Source organism: Chryseomicrobium sp. FSL W7-1435 (genome assembly GCF_038595005.1).
In the GTDB taxonomy this organism is placed as follows: domain Bacteria; phylum Bacillota; class Bacilli; order Bacillales_A; family Planococcaceae; genus Chryseomicrobium.
Map to the genome: position 1 here is coordinate 425,950 of NZ_CP151997.1, position 19,512 is coordinate 445,461.

The window sequence follows — 19,512 nt, forward strand, 5'->3', positions numbered from 1 at the left end:
CTTTTTTCTTTTCTATCGTTTAAAATACAGGTACACTTAAAGCACATTCTGGCGAAAAAAGGGGTAACCTCAGTGATTCATAAAAATGAAACTATCACATTTTCAGCATCCAAAGATGAATTTTATTATGGCTATCAAGAGCTTGCCAAGCAAACAAGCCGTCATGCTTTATTGGAAAGTGCACGTGGAGGAAATCTAAGTGTCGCTGCATTCCAGCCTGTGGCCATGGCGCATTCCGTTGCGGACGGTCTTACTATTGAATGGGCAGACGGTCGCCAAGAACAACGAGTGGGAGAATCCCTGGCGCTGATTGAAGAGCTCGTCCATGCATATGCTAGTTCTCACAACCCAGAGCTTCCGGACTTTCAGGGCGGGGCCATTGGGTTTGTTACGTATGACTATGCACGTGTAATTGAAGTGCTTCCTGAGTCCGCACATGATGACTTAGGAATTCCAATGAATTTCTTTTACTTATTTGATCACTGGGCAGTTTATGATATTGCCAATGAACAAGTCATCTTAATGAAACTACCAACGGCAACAAAGAATTTAGTGCAGTGGGCTGAGGACTGGAAAGCCGCGATCCAAAAAGGAATCTCGGAGCGTTTGTTTGAAACGGGTGCTGCTCAAGAAATTGCGCCGGATGATAGCATGCTGCATGTCTCGATGAGTGGTCCAGAGTTTGAAAGTGCCGTTCTTCGCATCCAAGAGTACATAGCGCAAGGCGATGTGTTTCAAGTAAATCTTTCGGTACGTCAATCAAGAGAACTTGGTGTCAATCCGGAAGTCATGTACGAAGCACTGCGCACGTTCAATCCATCACCTTATATGGCGTATATTCAAGCTGATGACTTTGCGGTTATTTCCGGCTCACCTGAACTTCTCGTAAAGAAAAAAGGGAACGAACTGTCAACGCGTCCTATTGCGGGTACACGTCCTCGTGGTAAGGATGAAGCCGAGGATCACACGCTTGCGCAAGAGTTGATCGACAACGAAAAAGAGCGAGCGGAACACGTGATGCTAGTGGATCTTGAACGAAACGATTTAGGAAAAGTTTCTCGCTACGGGACGGTTGAAGTAGATGAGTTCATGGTCATTGAGCGTTACTCCCATGTCATGCACATCGTATCAAACGTCAAAGGTGAGCTTGGGCAACAGGTGACAAATGCACAAATCGTTCAAGCGATGTTCCCGGGAGGCACCATCACAGGGGCACCCAAAATTCGTACTATGGAAATCATTGAAGAACTAGAACCCGTAAGACGCGGTCTTTATACAGGGTCTATTGGCTGGTTCGGGTATAACGGTGATTTAGAATTTAACATTGTGATTCGTACAGCTTTCGTCAAAGATGGCATGGCACATATTCAAGCAGGAGCAGGAATTGTCATTGATTCGATTCCAGCAGCAGAATATATTGAATCGTTAAACAAAGCAAAAGCATTATGGCAGGCAAAAGCTATGGCGGAAGGGACGAGATCTTCATGATCCTGATGATTGATAACTATGACTCATTTACATACAATCTGGTCCAATACATGGGCGAAATGGGGCGTGAAATTCGAGTTGTCCGCAATGATGAGATTACAGTAGCGGCAATTGAAACGTTGCAACCCGATATGATTGTCGTCTCTCCGGGGCCTTGTACGCCAAATGAAGCAGGCGTCAGTTTGGATGTCATCACCCACTTTGCAGGAAAAATTCCAGTGCTCGGCGTATGCCTAGGCCACCAATCAATCGGACAGGCATTTGGTGGGAAGGTCATTCGTGCAGAACGTCTGATGCACGGGAAAACGTCTCCAGTTTTCCACGATGGTAAGGGTGTGAACGAGGGAATGCCGAATCCATTCCAGGCAACTCGTTACCATTCTTTGCTGGTTGAAAAAGAGTCGCTTCCGGATTGCTTAGAAATCACGTCTTGGACGGAAGAAGGCGAAATCATGGGATTACGCCACAAAGAACTTGCAGTGGAAGGTGTCCAGTACCATCCTGAATCAATCATGACGGAGCAAGGGAAAAAGTTGATACGCAATTTCATTGAGACGTATTGTGAGCCGAAGGAAGTGTCGGTCTGATGGACTGCTGGAAAAACGGTGAGTTTTTAAGAAAACAGGATGTCACCATCTCTCCTTATGATCACGGGTACTTATATGGGCTCGGATTTTTCGAAACGTTTCGAACGTATGAAGGAAGCGTTTTTTTGTGGGAACAGCACTGGGAGCGTCTTGAGCAGACACTTTCTGCTTTTCGCATCACTTTGCCTTATTTAAAGCAGGAGCTCCTGACCGTGGTGGAGGAATTGACGCGACTGAACGGTGGAAGAGACGGTTATTTTCGTCTTAACGTGTCAGCAGGTGTCCATGACATAGGACTGCAACCTACGCATTACCCAGATCCCACTGTACTGGTCTTGCGAAAAGAACTTCCAGAGACAATCCGTGGTACAGAAAAGACAGCCCGCTGGATAGAAATCCCGCGGAACACGCCAGAGGGTTCAACTCGAGTGAAATCGCATCACTATGGCAATAATGTCTTAGCGCGTTTTGAACTGCCTTCTTTAGCTGAGATGGAAGGATTCATGTGCACGGAAAAAGGGCTCGTGGCAGAGGGCATCACGTCGTCTATCTTTTGGGTGAAGGAAGGTGTTCTTTACACGCCTTCATTAGACACGGGTATCTTAAACAGTATTACTCGTCAGTGGCTCTTGGATTATGCGAAGGATCACCAGCTCCCGTATGAAGAAGGGCACTTTACACCTCAGCAAGTAGAAATAGCAGATGAACTGTGGGTGGTCAATGCTGTGCAGGAAATAGTGCCGATTCGTGCGCTCGAATCCTATCATTTCCCGGGAAATAATGGCGAATGGTATCGAAAATTACACGCCGCATATGAACAAGCAATCACTAAAGGAGTGGCTAAAGAATGACACAAACTAGGACTGCGCACGGAGTGACCCTAGATTTCTCAAAAGAGACCGTTGTGATGGGCATTCTCAATGTGACGCCTGACTCATTTTCAGATGGTGGACTCTATAATCAGGTAGAACAGGCACTTGCCCGTGCGAAAGAGATGGTCGAGCAAGGCGCAAAAATCATAGATATTGGTGGAGAGTCAACGCGGCCTGGTTATACGCCTATTACGGCTGAAGAAGAAATCAATCGCGTTGTACCAGTCATTCGTGCTATTCGAGAGGCCAAAGTTCCCGTATTTCTTTCCGTTGATACGTATAAATCAACGGTGGCACAGGCGGCGCTCGAAGCAGGAGTCGATATTTTAAATGATATTTGGGGTGTCAAAAGAGATGCCGGAATCGCGCGACTAGCAGCAGAGTACCAAGTCCCGCTTATCTTAATGCACAACCGGGAGACAGCGACCTATCAAGATTTTTGGCGCGATGCCAAAGCAGATCTGGAAGAGTCAGTTGCTATCGCAAGAGAAAATGGTGTGCAGGACCACCAAATTTGGTTAGATCCAGGTATTGGTTTTGGGAAAAACACTTCCCACAACATTTTGATGATGCAACACCTTTCTGATCTTGTAGGGATGGGGTATCCGGTTCTTCTTGCAACGTCCCGAAAGAGCTTGATTGGCAATGTATTAAAGCTTCCGGTTGTAGAACGACGAGAAGGTACTGCAGCAACAATCAGCTTCGGCATCGATAAAGGTGTTCACATGGTTCGTGTTCATGATGTCAACGAAATGGTGCGGACTACACGCATGATGGACGTATTGGTCGGCAAAACGCACTACACGGAGGAAGTCTAATGGATAAAATCTATTTAAATGATATGCAATTCTATGGGTACCATGGAGTCCTACCAGAAGAGACGGTGTTGGGGCAATTATTTCGTATCACGGTTGAAATGGCAGTTGATTTAAAACGAGCAGGCGAAACAGACGACTTAAGTGCGACGGTCAATTATGCAGAAGTGTATGCCCTGTGTAAGGAAATTGCAGAAGGCAAACCGTATCAATTGATTGAATCCGTTGCCGAGAAAATCGCTGATGGGATTCTGACTAACTACCCTGAACAAGTGGAGGGGTGTAAGGTAATGATCGTGAAACCGACACCACCTATTGCGGGGCATTATGCGTCAGTAGCGGTTGAGATCACGCGAGGTACTTTATGAATAGGGCCTATTTATCGATTGGCTCAAATATAGGGGATCGCTATCAGTATTTACAAGAGGCGGTTCGGTCCTTATCTGCTGTCCCTTCGATCACGGTAATAAAACTATCCAAGGTCTATGAAACAGATCCGGTTGGGTACACAGATCAAGCGGCGTTCTTAAATATAGCGGTTGAACTAGGGACTTCCTTATCCCCCCATGATTTATTGGCCGTTTGTCAAAACATCGAACAAGAATTAGGACGAAAACGAATTATCCGCTGGGGACCAAGAACAGTAGACCTTGACATTTTATTGTATAATGATGAAAATATAGAGTCGGATGATTTAGTCATTCCGCATCCGCGCATGGAGGAACGTGCATTTGTAGTGATCCCACTGGCATCGATTTCATCAGACGCTGCACTTCTGCAGAAGGCTGCTGAGTTTGATCCCGAGAAAGAAGGCATTCGCTTATGGACAGCATTCGATGGGGACGACGTATTCGTGCATACCGAAAATTAAAACGTGTTAGCCAGATTGACTTGGCAAAAGCTTTGCAAGTGGCGCCTGCTACGCTTGGTAAGATGGAGCGTGGTGTAAAAGAGCCCACAGAACAACAATGGACACAAATCGCACAAGCCCTTGATATAGAGATAGAAGAACTTAAAGGAAGTAAGGAAGGTGAACAACGTGACACTTAAGCCTACGAAGCCTTTTTCAATTGGTGGCATCGAGATGGACAACCGCGTTGTGCTAGCCCCGATGGCGGGAATTTCAAACTCTGCATTTCGTCTGACGGTCAAAGAGTTTGGTGTGGGTCTCGTCTACGCAGAAATGATCAGCGACAAAGGGATTGTTCAAAAAAATGAGAAGACCCTCAGCATGTTGTATATCGATGAGCGAGAGAATCCGCTATCCCTTCAAATCTTCGGTGGTGAGAAGGACACGCTAGTAGCAGCTGCTAAATATGTAGATCAAAACACATCGGCAGATATCATAGATATCAATATGGGCTGCCCGGTCAGTAAAATCATCAAGTGTGAAGCGGGAGCCCGCTGGTTACTTGACCCAAATAAGATTTACGAAATGGTCTCAGCTGTTGTGGACAATGTCAGCAAGCCGGTGACAGTGAAAATGAGAATTGGCTGGGACGATGAACATATTCTTGCTGTTGAAAATGCGCAAGCTATCGAGCGCGCAGGTGGAGCAGCCGTTGCAGTTCATGGTCGCACTCGTCAACAAATGTATGAAGGTCGTGCCGACTGGAATGTCATCCGTGATGTCAAACAGTCCGTCGCCATTCCTGTAATCGGAAATGGAGATGTCGAGACACCTCAAGACGCCCAACGTATGCTAGATGAAACGGGTGTCGATGGAGTCATGATTGGACGAGCTGCACTAGGAGACCCTTGGATGGTTTACCGCACTGTCGAATATCTAGAGTCAGGTGAGCTGAAACCTGAGCCATCTGTACGCGAGAAGATTGACGTGTGCCTACTCCACTTTGAACGTTTGGTTCAATTAAAAGGAGAGAACGTTGCTGTACGCGAAATGCGCAAGCACGCCTCTTGGTACCTCAAAGGAATTCGAGGCAATGGTCGAGCGCGCACGGTTATCAATCAATTAGAAGATGCAAATGAGTTAAAAGCGTTCCTTCGCATTTTTGCAGAGGAAGCCATGACTTCTCAAGAAGAAATCGTATTGGTCTAATCGACTGGCTATCACTTTGAGGTGGTAGCTTTTTTGATGCAATAAACTGAATTCGCAGACTTCAGTTCAACGAGATGAAGTTTAAACAAAATTTGTGTACAATAGAACTATTGCAATCTGGCGTAGAACAGAGCGAAGGAGTGACAATATGTCGAACATGGAAGAATTAAATGATCAATTACAGGTGAGACGTCAAAAGATGACGTCTATGCAGGAGCAAGGCATGGATCCATTTGGATCACGTTTTGACCGCAGTCACCTGAGTAACGAGATAATAGAAGAGTTCGAAGGCTACACGAAAGAACAATTAGATGAAACACCTTATGAAGTTATTGCTGCTGGTCGTATCATGACCAAGCGTGGAAAAGGAAAAGCTGGTTTTGCCCATATCCAAGATCTTGGTGGCCAAATTCAAATTTACGTTCGTAAAGATGCAATTGGTGATGAGGCTTACGCTACTTTCAACACAGCAGACCTTGGAGATATCGTCGGCGTTAAAGGACTTGTATTCCGTACCAACGTTGGAGAACTTTCTATTAAAGCGACGGAATTCACGTTCCTAACAAAATCGCTTCGTCCAATGCCTGAGAAATTCCACGGATTAAAAGATGTGGAACAACGCTATCGCCAACGTTATTTAGACTTAATGACAAGTGATGAAAGCAAAAACACGTTCATTACTCGTAGCCGTATTATTCAAGCGATGCGTCGCTACTTAGATAATGAAGGATTCTTGGAAGTGGAGACACCTATGATGCATTCTGTCGCAGGTGGAGCAGCTGCTCGTCCATTCGTCACGCATCATAATGCGCTCGACCTAGAACTTTATATGCGTATTGCCATCGAGCTTCATTTAAAGCGTTTAATTGTTGGTGGGCTCGAAAAGGTTTATGAGATTGGTCGCGTATTCCGTAACGAAGGAATCTCGACTCGCCACAACCCTGAGTTTACGATGATTGAACTTTACGAAGCGTACGCGGATTATCAAGACATCATGAACCTGACAGAAAACTTAATTGCTCATATTGCACAAGAAGTTTTAGGATCCACAACTGTGCAATACGGAGAGGATGAAGTAAACCTAGCTCCAGGCTGGAAGCGTTGGCACATGGCCGATGCGGTTAAAGAAGTGACTGGAGTAGATTTCTGGCAAGAGATGACGAAAGAGCAAGCGCACGCACTGGCATCTGAACACGGTGTGGAAGTAAAACCTTCTATGGAAGTGGGGCATGTCTTAAATGAATTCTTTGAACAGAAAGTAGAAGAGCTTCTTGTTCAACCAACATTCATCTTTGGTCATCCAGTAGAGGTATCACCACTTGCTAAGAAAAATCCTGAGGACGGTCGATTTACAGATCGTTTTGAATTATTTATTGTGCGTCGTGAACACGCCAATGCATTTACAGAGTTAAATGATCCTATCGATCAGCGTGAACGTTTCGAAGCCCAGCTTGTTGAAAAAGAAGCAGGGAACGACGAAGCGCATGAAATGGACAATGACTTTATTGAAGCACTTGAGTATGGAATGCCGCCAACAGGTGGACTAGGAATTGGTATTGACCGTCTAGTCATGTTGTTGACGAACTCTCCATCTATACGTGACGTGTTACTGTTCCCATTAATGCGTCATAAAGATTAGTACGGATATATTTAAGGGGCTGCTGTTAGAAGGCACCCCTACTGATAGATAGATGAATGGAAGGCTCTCACTCGTAATTCTAGATGTGAGAGTCTTTTGTTTTGTGAAGAAAAGTTGCGTGAATTGTTTTTCTTCTTATAGTTGCAAGCACGATAGCACAAGATATAGACAACGCGCTAAGTGAAGTCTAAATGTTGAACTTAGGAAACTTTGTTGAAAAAACTTGAGAGAAAGTGCTTGTACCTTCTATTTTCCCGTGCTATAGTAATCAAGTTGCTAAATTACGAAATGCATCGAGAAAACTTTTTCAAAAAAGTAATTGACATCACGATTCGTAATTTGGTATCATAGTAAAGTCGCCAAAACGAGCGACACATACAAATGAACATTGAAAACTGAACATGCAAGACGTCAAGATAGAGCGTCACCGCCCCGACCCCCGTTGGGTGTGCGTGACGCAAACACGAACCAAGTCACTTCCTATAAACGGATGTGACGGACGTTCAAAATGGATATCGTTACTTTTTAAAAGTGACAGATGCCAGCAACAAAATGAGCTTATATTAAGTTCTCTTTATGGAGAGTTTGATCCTGGCTCAGGACGAACGCTGGCGGCGTGCCTAATACATGCAAGTCGAGCGGATGAAAAGAGGAGCTTGCTCCTCTCGATTCAGCGGCGGACGGGTGAGTAACACGTGGGCAACCTGCCCTGTAGATTGGGATAACTCCGGGAAACCGGGGCTAATACCGAATAATCCATCGGACCTCATGGTCCGATGTTGAAAGACGGTTTCGGCTGTCACTACAGGATGGGCCCGCGGCGCATTAGCTAGTTGGTGAGGTAACGGCTCACCAAGGCCACGATGCGTAGCCGACCTGAGAGGGTGATCGGCCACACTGGGACTGAGACACGGCCCAGACTCCTACGGGAGGCAGCAGTAGGGAATCTTCCACAATGGACGAAAGTCTGATGGAGCAACGCCGCGTGAGTGAAGAAGGTTCTCGGATCGTAAAACTCTGTTGTGAGGGAAGAACAAGTACCGGAGTAACTGTCGGTACCTTGACGGTACCTCATTAGAAAGCCACGGCTAACTACGTGCCAGCAGCCGCGGTAATACGTAGGTGGCAAGCGTTGTCCGGAATCATTGGGCGTAAAGCGCGCGCAGGCGGTCCCTTAAGTCTGATGTGAAAGCCCACGGCTCAACCGTGGAGGGTCATTGGAAACTGGGGGACTTGAGTGCAGAAGAGGAAAGCGGAATTCCAAGTGTAGCGGTGAAATGCGTAGAGATTTGGAGGAACACCAGTGGCGAAGGCGGCTTTCTGGTCTGTAACTGACGCTGAGGCGCGAAAGCGTGGGGAGCAAACAGGATTAGATACCCTGGTAGTCCACGCCGTAAACGATGAGTGCTAAGTGTTAGGGGGTTTCCGCCCCTTAGTGCTGCAGCTAACGCATTAAGCACTCCGCCTGGGGAGTACGGTCGCAAGACTGAAACTCAAAGGAATTGACGGGGGCCCGCACAAGCGGTGGAGCATGTGGTTTAATTCGAAGCAACGCGAAGAACCTTACCAGGTCTTGACATCCCGCCGACCGCCTAGGAGACTAGGCCTTCCCTTCGGGGACGGCGGTGACAGGTGGTGCATGGTTGTCGTCAGCTCGTGTCGTGAGATGTTGGGTTAAGTCCCGCAACGAGCGCAACCCTTGATCTTAGTTGCCAGCATTCAGTTGGGCACTCTAAGGTGACTGCCGGTGACAAACCGGAGGAAGGTGGGGATGACGTCAAATCATCATGCCCCTTATGACCTGGGCTACACACGTGCTACAATGGATGGTACAAAGGGCTGCAAACCCGCGAGGGCAAGCCAATCCCATAAAACCATTCTCAGTTCGGATTGTAGGCTGCAACTCGCCTACATGAAGCTGGAATCGCTAGTAATCGTGGATCAGCATGCCACGGTGAATACGTTCCCGGGCCTTGTACACACCGCCCGTCACACCACGAGAGTTTGTAACACCCGAAGTCGGTGGGGTAACCATTTATGGAGCCAGCCGCCGAAGGTGGGACAGATGATTGGGGTGAAGTCGTAACAAGGTAGCCGTATCGGAAGGTGCGGCTGGATCACCTCCTTTCTAAGGAATATTTCGGAACAGACCTTTTGGTCTGAGACTTGACGTCTTGCAGTTCAGTTTTGAATGTTCATACATTCAGAACCTGTTCTTTGAAAACTGGATAGAACGACATTGATTGTAACAAAACACAACGTCAAGCAATTGACGTGTGACCTTAAGTCTCTTCTTTTTTAGAGGAGCACTAACTTAGGTTAAGTTAGGAAGGGCGCACGGTGGATGCCTTGGCACTAGGAGCCTATGAAGGACGGCACTAACACCGATATGCTTCGGGGAGCTGTAAGTGAGCTTTGATCCGGAGATTTCCGAATGGGGAAACCCAGCATGCGTAATGGCATGTTACCTTCCAGTGAATACATAGCTGGTCGGAGGCAGACCCAGGGAACTGAAACATCTAAGTACCTGGAGGAAGAGAAAGAAAAATCGATTCCCTGAGTAGCGGCGAGCGAAACGGGAAGAGCCCAAACCAAGAGGCTTGCCTCTTGGGGTTGTAGGACACTCTATACGGAGTTACAAAGGCGATAGGTAGACGAAGCGGTCTGGAAAGGCCCACGACACGAGGTAAAAGTCCTGTAGTCCAAACTTATTGCCCTCCAGAGTGTATCCTGAGTACGGCGGAACACGTGAAATTCCGTCGGAATCCGGGAGGACCATCTCCCAAGGCTAAATACTCCCTAGTGACCGATAGTGAACCAGTACCGTGAGGGAAAGGTGAAAAGCACCCCGGAAGGGGAGTGAAACAGATCCTGAAACCGTGTGCCTACAAGTAGTTAGAGCCCGTTAATGGGTGATAGCGTGCCTTTTGTAGAATGAACCGGCGAGTTACGATTCCATGCAAGGTTAAGTCGAGGAGACGGAGCCGCAGCGAAAGCGAGTCTGAATAGGGCGAATGAGTATGGGGTCGTAGACCCGAAACCAGGTGATCTACCCATGTCCAGGATGAAGGTGAGGTAACACTCACTGGAGGTCCGAACCCACGCACGTTGAAAAGTGCGGGGATGAGGTGTGGGTAGCGGAGAAATTCCAATCGAACCTGGAGATAGCTGGTTCTCTCCGAAATAGCTTTAGGGCTAGCCTCAGATAAAGAATCTCGGAGGTAGAGCACTGTTTGGACTAGGGGCCCATCCCGGGTTACCGAATTCAGACAAACTCCGAATGCCGATGATTTGTATCTGGGAGTCAGACTGCGAGTGATAAGATCCGTAGTCAAGAGGGAAACAGCCCAGACCACCAGCTAAGGTCCCAAAGTAACCGTTAAGTGGAAAAGGATGTGGCGTTGCTTAGACAACCAGGATGTTGGCTTAGAAGCAGCCATCATTTAAAGAGTGCGTAATAGCTCACTGGTCGAGTGACGCTGCGCCGAAAATGTATCGGGGCTAAACGGTTCACCGAAGCTGTGGATGCATACCTAGGGTATGCGTGGTAGGAGAGCGTTCTAAGGGCGTCGAAGCTTGACCGGAAGGACAGGTGGAGCGCTTAGAAGTGAGAATGCCGGTATGAGTAGCGAAAGATGGGTGAGAATCCCATCCACCGTATGACCAAGGTTTCCTGAGGAAGGCTCGTCCGCTCAGGGTCAGTCGGGACCTAAGTCGAGGCCGATAGGCGTAGACGATGGACAACAGGTTGATATTCCTGTACCACCTCCCCGCCATTTGAGTGATGGGGGGACGCAGTAGGATAGGGAAGCGTGCGGTTGGATGTGCACGTTCAAGCAGTGAGGTGTGATGTGAGGCAAATCCCGCATCTACAACACCAGGCTGTGACGAGGAGGACGTAGTCCGAAGTTTCTGATTTCACGCTGCCAAGAAAAGCCTCTAGCGAGGCGGGAGGTGCCCGTACCGCAAACCGACACAGGTGGTCGAGGAGAGAATCCTAAGGTGAGCGAGTGAACTCTCGTTAAGGAACTCGGCAAAATGACCCCGTAACTTCGGGAGAAGGGGTGCTCTGACAGGGTGAAAGCCCGAGAGAGCCGCAGTGAATAGGCCCAGGCGACTGTTTAGCAAAAACACAGGTCTCTGCAAAACCGTAAGGTGACGTATAGGGGCTGACGCCTGCCCGGTGCTGGAAGGTTAAGAGGAGTGCTTAGCGCAAGCGAAGGTGCGAATTGAAGCCCCAGTAAACGGCGGCCGTAACTATAACGGTCCTAAGGTAGCGAAATTCCTTGTCGGGTAAGTTCCGACCCGCACGAAAGGCGTAACGATCTGGGCACTGTCTCAACGAGAGACTCGGTGAAATTATAGTACCTGTGAAGATGCAGGTTACCCGCGACAGGACGGAAAGACCCCGTGGAGCTTTACTGTAGCCTGATATTGAACTTTGGTGCAACTTGTACAGGATAGGTAGGAGCCTAAGAGCCCGGAGCGCCAGCTTCGGAGGAGGCGTCGGTGGGATACTACCCTGGTTGTATTGAAGTTCTAACCCATGCCCGTTACCCGGGCAGGAGACAGTGTCAGGCGGACAGTTTGACTGGGGCGGTCGCCTCCTAAAGTGTAACGGAGGCGCCCAAAGGTTCCCTCAGAATGGTTGGAAATCATTCGTAGAGTGTAAAGGCATAAGGGAGCTTGACTGCGAGACCTACAAGTCGAGCAGGGTCGAAAGACGGGCTTAGTGATCCGGTGGTTCCGCATGGAAGGGCCATCGCTCAACGGATAAAAGCTACCCCGGGGATAACAGGCTTATCTCCCCCAAGAGTCCACATCGACGGGGAGGTTTGGCACCTCGATGTCGGCTCATCGCATCCTGGGGCTGTAGTCGGTCCCAAGGGTTGGGCTGTTCGCCCATTAAAGCGGTACGCGAGCTGGGTTCAGAACGTCGTGAGACAGTTCGGTCCCTATCCGTCGTGGGCGTAGGAAATTTGAGAGGAGCTGTCCTTAGTACGAGAGGACCGGGATGGACACACCGCTGGTGTACCAGTTGTCTTGCCAAAGGCATCGCTGGGTAGCTATGTGTGGACGGGATAAGTGCTGAAAGCATCTAAGCATGAAGCCCCCCTCAAGATGAGATTTCCCATTACGCAAGTAAGTAAGATCCCTCAAAGACGATGAGGTAGATAGGTTCGGGGTGGAAGCACAGCGATGTGTGGAGCTGACGAATACTAATCGATCGAGGACTTAACCAAAAAATCAATGAAGTTCTATCCAGTTTTGAAAGAACAAATTTTATTGAGAAAACACTTGTATTCGCAGGTGGGTTTGATATAATAAAGCTTGTCTTTCAACATATGAATAGCCAGTCTAGTGACGATGGCGAAGAGGTCACACCCGTTCCCATACCGAACACGGAAGTTAAGCTCTTCAGCGCCGATGGTAGTTGGGGGTCTCCCCCTGTGAGAGTAGGACGTCGCTAGGCAAATGGAGGATTAGCTCAGCTGGGAGAGCACCTGCCTTACAAGCAGGGGGTCGGCGGTTCGATCCCGTCATCCTCCACCATTTTTTATCAAATCAACACCGTGCCGGTGTAGCTCAACTGGTAGAGCAACTGACTTGTAATCAGTAGGTTGAGGGTTCAAGTCCTTTCGCCGGCACCACTTCAAGAGAGCCATTAGCTCAGTTGGTAGAGCATCTGACTTTTAATCAGAGGGTCGAAGGTTCGAGTCCTTCATGGCTCACCATTTATATGAACATGCGGGTGTGGCGGAACTGGCAGACGCACTAGACTTAGGATCTAGCGCCGCAAGGCGTGGGGGTTCGACTCCCTTCACCCGCACCATTTTCATATAGTATTTCTTGCCACGCGGAAGTAGTTCAGTGGTAGAACACCACCTTGCCAAGGTGGGGGTCGCGAGTTCGAACCTCGTCTTCCGCTCCATTATTTTTTTGCCCAAATCACCCTTGCCGGGGTGGCGGAACTGGCAGACGCACAGGACTTAAAATCCTGCGGTAGGTGACTACCGTACCGGTTCGATTCCGGTCCTCGGCACCACTTATACTATGCGCCCGTAGCTCAATTGGATAGAGTACTTGACTACGAATCAAGCGGTTAGAGGTTCGAGTCCTCTCGGGCGCGCCATAATACGAGAAGTAGCTCAGCTTGGTAGAGCACTTGGTTTGGGACCAAGGGGTCGCAGGTTCGAATCCTGTCTTCTCGACCATTTACCCTTTAAGGGGCCTTAGCTCAGCTGGGAGAGCGCCTGCCTTGCACGCAGGAGGTCAGCGGTTCGATCCCGCTAGGCTCCACCATTGAACATTGAAAACTGAACATGCAAGACGTCAAGATAGAGCGTCACCGCCCCGACCCCCGTTGGGTGTGCGTGACGCAAACACGAACCAAGTCACTTCCTATAAACGGATGTGACGGACGTTCAAAATGGATATCGTTACTTTTTAAAAGTAACAGATGCCAGCAACAAAATGAGCTTATATTAAGTTCTCTTTATGGAGAGTTTGATCCTGGCTCAGGACGAACGCTGGCGGCGTGCCTAATACATGCAAGTCGAGCGGATGAAAAGAGGAGCTTGCTCCTCTCGATTCAGCGGCGGACGGGTGAGTAACACGTGGGCAACCTGCCCTGTAGATTGGGATAACTCCGGGAAACCGGGGCTAATACCGAATAATCCATCGGACCTCATGGTCCGATGTTGAAAGACGGTTTCGGCTGTCACTACAGGATGGGCCCGCGGCGCATTAGCTAGTTGGTGAGGTAACGGCTCACCAAGGCCACGATGCGTAGCCGACCTGAGAGGGTGATCGGCCACACTGGGACTGAGACACGGCCCAGACTCCTACGGGAGGCAGCAGTAGGGAATCTTCCACAATGGACGAAAGTCTGATGGAGCAACGCCGCGTGAGTGAAGAAGGTTCTCGGATCGTAAAACTCTGTTGTGAGGGAAGAACAAGTACCGGAGTAACTGTCGGTACCTTGACGGTACCTCATTAGAAAGCCACGGCTAACTACGTGCCAGCAGCCGCGGTAATACGTAGGTGGCAAGCGTTGTCCGGAATCATTGGGCGTAAAGCGCGCGCAGGCGGTCCCTTAAGTCTGATGTGAAAGCCCACGGCTCAACCGTGGAGGGTCATTGGAAACTGGGGGACTTGAGTGCAGAAGAGGAAAGCGGAATTCCAAGTGTAGCGGTGAAATGCGTAGAGATTTGGAGGAACACCAGTGGCGAAGGCGGCTTTCTGGTCTGTAACTGACGCTGAGGCGCGAAAGCGTGGGGAGCAAACAGGATTAGATACCCTGGTAGTCCACGCCGTAAACGATGAGTGCTAAGTGTTAGGGGGTTTCCGCCCCTTAGTGCTGCAGCTAACGCATTAAGCACTCCGCCTGGGGAGTACGGTCGCAAGACTGAAACTCAAAGGAATTGACGGGGGCCCGCACAAGCGGTGGAGCATGTGGTTTAATTCGAAGCAACGCGAAGAACCTTACCAGGTCTTGACATCCCGCCGACCGCCTAGGAGACTAGGCCTTCCCTTCGGGGACGGCGGTGACAGGTGGTGCATGGTTGTCGTCAGCTCGTGTCGTGAGATGTTGGGTTAAGTCCCGCAACGAGCGCAACCCTTGATCTTAGTTGCCAGCATTCAGTTGGGCACTCTAAGGTGACTGCCGGTGACAAACCGGAGGAAGGTGGGGATGACGTCAAATCATCATGCCCCTTATGACCTGGGCTACACACGTGCTACAATGGATGGTACAAAGGGCTGCAAACCCGCGAGGGCAAGCCAATCCCATAAAACCATTCTCAGTTCGGATTGTAGGCTGCAACTCGCCTACATGAAGCTGGAATCGCTAGTAATCGTGGATCAGCATGCCACGGTGAATACGTTCCCGGGCCTTGTACACACCGCCCGTCACACCACGAGAGTTTGTAACACCCGAAGTCGGTGGGGTAACCATTTATGGAGCCAGCCGCCGAAGGTGGGACAGATGATTGGGGTGAAGTCGTAACAAGGTAGCCGTATCGGAAGGTGCGGCTGGATCACCTCCTTTCTAAGGAATATTTCGGAACAGACCCCCTGGGTCTGAGACTTGACGTCTTGCAGTTCAGTTTTGAATGTTCAAGTACAATTGCATTCTTTTGGGGCCTATAGCTCAGCTGGTTAGAGCGCACGCCTGATAAGCGTGAGGTCGATGGTTCGAGTCCATTTAGGCCCACCATTTTTTAATTAGATACCCTTTACTGGGGCCTTAGCTCAGCTGGGAGAGCGCCTGCCTTGCACGCAGGAGGTCAGCGGTTCGATCCCGCTAGGCTCCACCATTACCTGTTCTTTGAAAACTGGATAGAACGACATTGATTGTAACAAAACACAACGTCAAGCAATTGACGTGTGACCTTAAGTCTCTTCTTTTTTAGAGGAGCACTAACTTAGGTTAAGTTAGGAAGGGCGCACGGTGGATGCCTTGGCACTAGGAGCCTATGAAGGACGGCACTAACACCGATATGCTTCGGGGAGCTGTAAGTGAGCTTTGATCCGGAGATTTCCGAATGGGGAAACCCAGCATGCGTAATGGCATGTTACCTTCCAGTGAATACATAGCTGGTCGGAGGCAGACCCAGGGAACTGAAACATCTAAGTACCTGGAGGAAGAGAAAGAAAAATCGATTCCCTGAGTAGCGGCGAGCGAAACGGGAAGAGCCCAAACCAAGAGGCTTGCCTCTTGGGGTTGTAGGACACTCTATACGGAGTTACAAAGGCGATAGGTAGACGAAGCGGTCTGGAAAGGCCCACGACACGAGGTAAAAGTCCTGTAGTCCAAACTTATTGCCCTCCAGAGTGTATCCTGAGTACGGCGGAACACGTGAAATTCCGTCGGAATCCGGGAGGACCATCTCCCAAGGCTAAATACTCCCTAGTGACCGATAGTGAACCAGTACCGTGAGGGAAAGGTGAAAAGCACCCCGGAAGGGGAGTGAAACAGATCCTGAAACCGTGTGCCTACAAGTAGTTAGAGCCCGTTAATGGGTGATAGCGTGCCTTTTGTAGAATGAACCGGCGAGTTACGATTCCATGCAAGGTTAAGTCGAGGAGACGGAGCCGCAGCGAAAGCGAGTCTGAATAGGGCGAATGAGTATGGGGTCGTAGACCCGAAACCAGGTGATCTACCCATGTCCAGGATGAAGGTGAGGTAACACTCACTGGAGGTCCGAACCCACGCACGTTGAAAAGTGCGGGGATGAGGTGTGGGTAGCGGAGAAATTCCAATCGAACCTGGAGATAGCTGGTTCTCTCCGAAATAGCTTTAGGGCTAGCCTCAGATAAAGAATCTCGGAGGTAGAGCACTGTTTGGACTAGGGGCCCATCCCGGGTTACCGAATTCAGACAAACTCCGAATGCCGATGATTTGTATCTGGGAGTCAGACTGCGAGTGATAAGATCCGTAGTCAAGAGGGAAACAGCCCAGACCACCAGCTAAGGTCCCAAAGTAACCGTTAAGTGGAAAAGGATGTGGCGTTGCTTAGACAACCAGGATGTTGGCTTAGAAGCAGCCATCATTTAAAGAGTGCGTAATAGCTCACTGGTCGAGTGACGCTGCGCCGAAAATGTATCGGGGCTAAACGGTTCACCGAAGCTGTGGATGCATACCTAGGGTATGCGTGGTAGGAGAGCGTTCTAAGGGCGTCGAAGCTTGACCGGAAGGACAGGTGGAGCGCTTAGAAGTGAGAATGCCGGTATGAGTAGCGAAAGATGGGTGAGAATCCCATCCACCGTATGACCAAGGTTTCCTGAGGAAGGCTCGTCCGCTCAGGGTCAGTCGGGACCTAAGTCGAGGCCGATAGGCGTAGACGATGGACAACAGGTTGATATTCCTGTACCACCTCCCCGCCATTTGAGTGATGGGGGGACGCAGTAGGATAGGGAAGCGTGCGGCTGGAAGTGCACGTTCAAGCAGTGAGGTGTGATGTGAGGCAAATCCCGCATCTACAACACCAGGCTGTGACGAGGAGGACGTAGTCCGAAGTTTCTGATTTCACGCTGCCAAGAAAAGCCTCTAGCGAGGCGGGAGGTGCCCGTACCGCAAACCGACACAGGTGGTCGAGGAGAGAATCCTAAGGTGAGCGAGTGAACTCTCGTTAAGGAACTCGGCAAAATGACCCCGTAACTTCGGGAGAAGGGGTGCTCTGACAGGGTGAAAGCCCGAGAGAGCCGCAGTGAATAGGCCCAGGCGACTGTTTAGCAAAAACACAGGTCTCTGCAAAACCGTAAGGTGACGTATAGGGGCTGACGCCTGCCCGGTGCTGGAAGGTTAAGAGGAGTGCTTAGCGCAAGCGAAGGTGCGAATTGAAGCCCCAGTAAACGGCGGCCGTAACTATAACGGTCCTAAGGTAGCGAAATTCCTTGTCGGGTAAGTTCCGACCCGCACGAAAGGCGTAACGATCTGGGCACTGTCTCAACGAGAGACTCGGTGAAATTATAGTACCTGTGAAGATGCAGGTTACCCGCGACAGGACGGAAAGACCCCGTGGAGCTTTACTGTAGCCTGATATTGAACTTTGGTGCAACTTGTACAGGATAGGTAGGAGCCTAAGAGCCCGGAGCGCCAGCTTCGGAGGAGGCGTCGGTGGGATACTACCCTGGTTGTATTGAAGTTCTAACCCATGCCCGTTACCCGGGCAGGAGACAGTGTCAGGCGGACAGTTTGACTGGGGCGGTCGCCTCCTAAAGTGTAACGGAGGCGCCCAAAGGTTCCCTCAGAATGGTTGGAAATCATTCGTAGAGTGTAAAGGCATAAGGGAGCTTGACTGCGAGACCTACAAGTCGAGCAGGGTCGAAAGACGGGCTTAGTGATCCGGTGGTTCCGCATGGAAGGGCCATCGCTCAACGGATAAAAGCTACCCCGGGGATAACAGGCTTATCTCCCCCAAGAGTCCACATCGACGGGGAGGTTTGGCACCTCGATGTCGGCTCATCGCATCCTGGGGCTGTAGTCGGTCCCAAGGGTTGGGCTGTTCGCCCATTAAAGCGGTACGCGAGCTGGGTTCAGAACGTCGTGAGACAGTTCGGTCCCTATCCGTCGTGGGCGTAGGAAATTTGAGAGGAGCTGTCCTTAGTACGAGAGGACCGGGATGGACACACCGCTGGTGTACCAGTTGTCTTGCCAAAGGCATCGCTGGGTAGCTATGTGTGGACGGGATAAGTGCTGAAAGCATCTAAGCATGAAGCCCCCCTCAAGATGAGATTTCCCATTACGCAAGTAAGTAAGATCCCTCAAAGACGATGAGGTAGATAGGTTCGGGGTGGAAGCACAGCGATGTGTGGAGCTGACGAATACTAATCGATCGAGGACTTAACCAAAAAAAATCAATGGAGTTCTATCCAGTTTTGAGCGAACAGGCTCAAGGTCTAGTGATGATGGCGAAGAGGTCACACCCGTTCCCATACCGAACACGGAAGTTAAGCTCTTCAGCGCCGATGGTAGTTGGGGGTCTCCCCCTGTGAGAGTAGGACGTCGCTGGGCACACAAGAAGGTCATCCCGTCAGGGGTGGCTTTTTTTGTTGTCTTGAACTTTCTAGTGAAGTCCCGTGAGGGGCAATTAAGTTTCCATAATAGCAGCATCGTGTGAAACGCGGAAAATAGAGGTCGAAACTCTCGACACAATCGGCAAAACCTCCGACACAATCGCCGAAACTCTTCAATTAGTCATCGAAACGCTACCACATTGCTGTCTGTGAGTTCTAGAAGTCAAAAAGCCTTTCCTAATAATGTAGTTCTTTAATTTATTGATTATGATACTGGTGGAAAAATCAAAAAAAGCTTGGAAATCAATTGATTTCCAAGCTTAAAATTATTTACGATCTTTTGTTACGTCTTCCAAGTTTTGCTGAGCTTGACCTGCTTTTTCTTTTACATTTCCTTTTAGTTGCTCTTTTTGTCCTTCGCGTTCAAGAGAATGGTTATCTGTTGCATCACCAATCGTTTCTTTCACTTTACCTGAAGCCTTTTCTAGTTTGCCTTCAACCTTATTTGAAAATCCGTCTTTTGCCATTTAAA

The 19,512-nt window shown here is 49.4% G+C and carries 10 protein-coding genes, 11 tRNA genes and 6 rRNA genes; 26 read left to right on the plus strand and 1 reads right to left on the minus strand.

Going from position 1 to position 19,512, the window contains the following annotated elements:
* Window positions 1-75: 75 nt before the first annotated feature.
* The 26 genes from MKY84_RS02350 (at window position 76) to rrf (MKY84_RS02475) (ending at window position 18,978) form a co-directional block, all read left to right on the plus strand.
* On the plus strand, window positions 76-1,488 hold the full coding sequence (locus MKY84_RS02350; RefSeq protein ID WP_342528841.1) for an anthranilate synthase component I family protein: 1,413 nt from the start codon (window positions 76-78) through the stop codon (window positions 1,486-1,488).
* Window positions 1,485-2,075 (plus strand): aminodeoxychorismate/anthranilate synthase component II, encoded by a 591-nt coding sequence (gene pabA, locus MKY84_RS02355; protein ID WP_342527509.1) that lies wholly within the window; start codon window positions 1,485-1,487, stop codon window positions 2,073-2,075. The genes MKY84_RS02350 and pabA overlap by 4 nt, the downstream gene beginning before the upstream one ends.
* A complete protein-coding gene (gene pabC, locus MKY84_RS02360) occupies window positions 2,075-2,926 on the plus strand; it encodes an aminodeoxychorismate lyase (RefSeq protein WP_342527510.1) in 852 nt (283 codons plus the stop codon). Before pabA ends, pabC begins: the two co-directional genes overlap by 1 nt.
* A complete protein-coding gene (gene folP / locus MKY84_RS02365) occupies window positions 2,923-3,765 on the plus strand; it encodes a dihydropteroate synthase (RefSeq protein ID WP_342527511.1) in 843 nt (280 codons plus the stop codon). The genes pabC and folP overlap by 4 nt, the downstream gene beginning before the upstream one ends.
* The gene (gene folB, locus MKY84_RS02370; protein WP_342527512.1) at window positions 3,765-4,130 is read left to right on the plus strand and encodes a dihydroneopterin aldolase; all 366 of its coding nucleotides are present in this window, start codon (window positions 3,765-3,767) and stop codon (window positions 4,128-4,130) included. Before folP ends, folB begins: the two co-directional genes overlap by 1 nt.
* Window positions 4,127-4,633, plus strand: a complete 507-nt coding sequence (gene folK / locus MKY84_RS02375; protein WP_342527513.1) for a 2-amino-4-hydroxy-6-hydroxymethyldihydropteridine diphosphokinase — start codon at window positions 4,127-4,129, stop codon at window positions 4,631-4,633. The genes folB and folK overlap by 4 nt, the downstream gene beginning before the upstream one ends.
* Window positions 4,585-4,812, plus strand: a complete 228-nt coding sequence (locus MKY84_RS02380) for a helix-turn-helix transcriptional regulator (RefSeq protein WP_342527514.1) — start codon at window positions 4,585-4,587, stop codon at window positions 4,810-4,812. The genes folK and MKY84_RS02380 overlap by 49 nt, the downstream gene beginning before the upstream one ends.
* The gene (gene dusB, locus MKY84_RS02385; RefSeq protein ID WP_342528842.1) at window positions 4,802-5,821 is read left to right on the plus strand and encodes a tRNA dihydrouridine synthase DusB; all 1,020 of its coding nucleotides are present in this window, start codon (window positions 4,802-4,804) and stop codon (window positions 5,819-5,821) included. The genes MKY84_RS02380 and dusB overlap by 11 nt, the downstream gene beginning before the upstream one ends.
* Window positions 5,822-5,969: 148 nt before the next feature.
* Window positions 5,970-7,460: a lysine--tRNA ligase gene (gene lysS / locus MKY84_RS02390; protein ID WP_342527515.1), complete on the plus strand. Its 1,491-nt coding sequence runs from the start codon at window positions 5,970-5,972 to the stop codon at window positions 7,458-7,460.
* A gap of 573 nt (window positions 7,461-8,033) precedes the next feature.
* Window positions 8,034-9,588, plus strand: a 16S ribosomal RNA gene (locus MKY84_RS02395).
* A gap of 189 nt (window positions 9,589-9,777) precedes the next feature.
* Window positions 9,778-12,703 (plus strand): 23S ribosomal RNA (locus MKY84_RS02400).
* A gap of 114 nt (window positions 12,704-12,817) precedes the next feature.
* Window positions 12,818-12,933 (plus strand): 5S ribosomal RNA (gene rrf / locus MKY84_RS02405).
* A 4-nt stretch (window positions 12,934-12,937) separates the two neighbouring features.
* Window positions 12,938-13,013, plus strand: a tRNA-Val gene (locus MKY84_RS02410).
* Window positions 13,014-13,035: 22 nt separating this feature from the next.
* Window positions 13,036-13,111, plus strand: a tRNA-Thr gene (locus tag MKY84_RS02415).
* 8 nt (window positions 13,112-13,119) lie between these two features.
* A tRNA-Lys gene (locus tag MKY84_RS02420) sits at window positions 13,120-13,195 on the plus strand.
* 13 nt (window positions 13,196-13,208) lie between these two features.
* Window positions 13,209-13,293: transfer RNA gene (locus MKY84_RS02425), tRNA-Leu, on the plus strand.
* Window positions 13,294-13,317: 24 nt separating this feature from the next.
* Window positions 13,318-13,392, plus strand: a tRNA-Gly gene (locus MKY84_RS02430).
* A gap of 25 nt (window positions 13,393-13,417) precedes the next feature.
* Window positions 13,418-13,506: transfer RNA gene (locus tag MKY84_RS02435), tRNA-Leu, on the plus strand.
* A 10-nt stretch (window positions 13,507-13,516) separates the two neighbouring features.
* A tRNA-Arg gene (locus MKY84_RS02440) sits at window positions 13,517-13,593 on the plus strand.
* Window positions 13,594-13,598: 5 nt separating this feature from the next.
* Window positions 13,599-13,675: transfer RNA gene (locus tag MKY84_RS02445), tRNA-Pro, on the plus strand.
* 12 nt (window positions 13,676-13,687) lie between these two features.
* A tRNA-Ala gene (locus MKY84_RS02450) sits at window positions 13,688-13,763 on the plus strand.
* A gap of 192 nt (window positions 13,764-13,955) precedes the next feature.
* Window positions 13,956-15,510: ribosomal RNA gene (locus tag MKY84_RS02455) — 16S ribosomal RNA — on the plus strand.
* A gap of 91 nt (window positions 15,511-15,601) precedes the next feature.
* Window positions 15,602-15,678, plus strand: a tRNA-Ile gene (locus MKY84_RS02460).
* Window positions 15,679-15,702: 24 nt separating this feature from the next.
* Window positions 15,703-15,778, plus strand: a tRNA-Ala gene (locus tag MKY84_RS02465).
* A gap of 111 nt (window positions 15,779-15,889) precedes the next feature.
* Window positions 15,890-18,815, plus strand: a 23S ribosomal RNA gene (locus tag MKY84_RS02470).
* A 47-nt stretch (window positions 18,816-18,862) separates the two neighbouring features.
* A 5S ribosomal RNA gene (rrf, locus tag MKY84_RS02475) occupies window positions 18,863-18,978 on the plus strand.
* The 16S, 23S and 5S rRNA genes sit together here with 11 tRNA genes alongside, the layout of an rRNA operon.
* A 328-nt stretch (window positions 18,979-19,306) precedes the next feature.
* Here the strand turns inward: rrf (MKY84_RS02475) and MKY84_RS02480 are convergent.
* A complete protein-coding gene (locus tag MKY84_RS02480) occupies window positions 19,307-19,507 on the minus strand; it encodes a CsbD family protein (RefSeq protein ID WP_342527516.1) in 201 nt (66 codons plus the stop codon).
* Window positions 19,508-19,512: the final 5 nt, after the last annotated feature.

Coding starts and splice junctions, on each gene's coding strand:
- pabA (WP_342527509.1), top strand. CDS start 1,485: ATGATCCTGATGATTGATAACTATGACTCATTTACATACAATCTGGTC.
- pabC (WP_342527510.1), top strand. CDS start 2,075: ATGGACTGCTGGAAAAACGGTGAGTTTTTAAGAAAACAGGATGTCACC.
- folP (WP_342527511.1), top strand. CDS start 2,923: ATGACACAAACTAGGACTGCGCACGGAGTGACCCTAGATTTCTCAAAA.
- folB (WP_342527512.1), top strand. CDS start 3,765: ATGGATAAAATCTATTTAAATGATATGCAATTCTATGGGTACCATGGA.
- folK (WP_342527513.1), top strand. CDS start 4,127: ATGAATAGGGCCTATTTATCGATTGGCTCAAATATAGGGGATCGCTAT.
- MKY84_RS02380 (WP_342527514.1), top strand. CDS start 4,585: ATGGACAGCATTCGATGGGGACGACGTATTCGTGCATACCGAAAATTA.
- lysS (WP_342527515.1), top strand. CDS start 5,970: ATGTCGAACATGGAAGAATTAAATGATCAATTACAGGTGAGACGTCAA.
- MKY84_RS02480 (WP_342527516.1), bottom strand. CDS start 19,507: ATGGCAAAAGACGGATTTTCAAATAAGGTTGAAGGCAAACTAGAAAAG.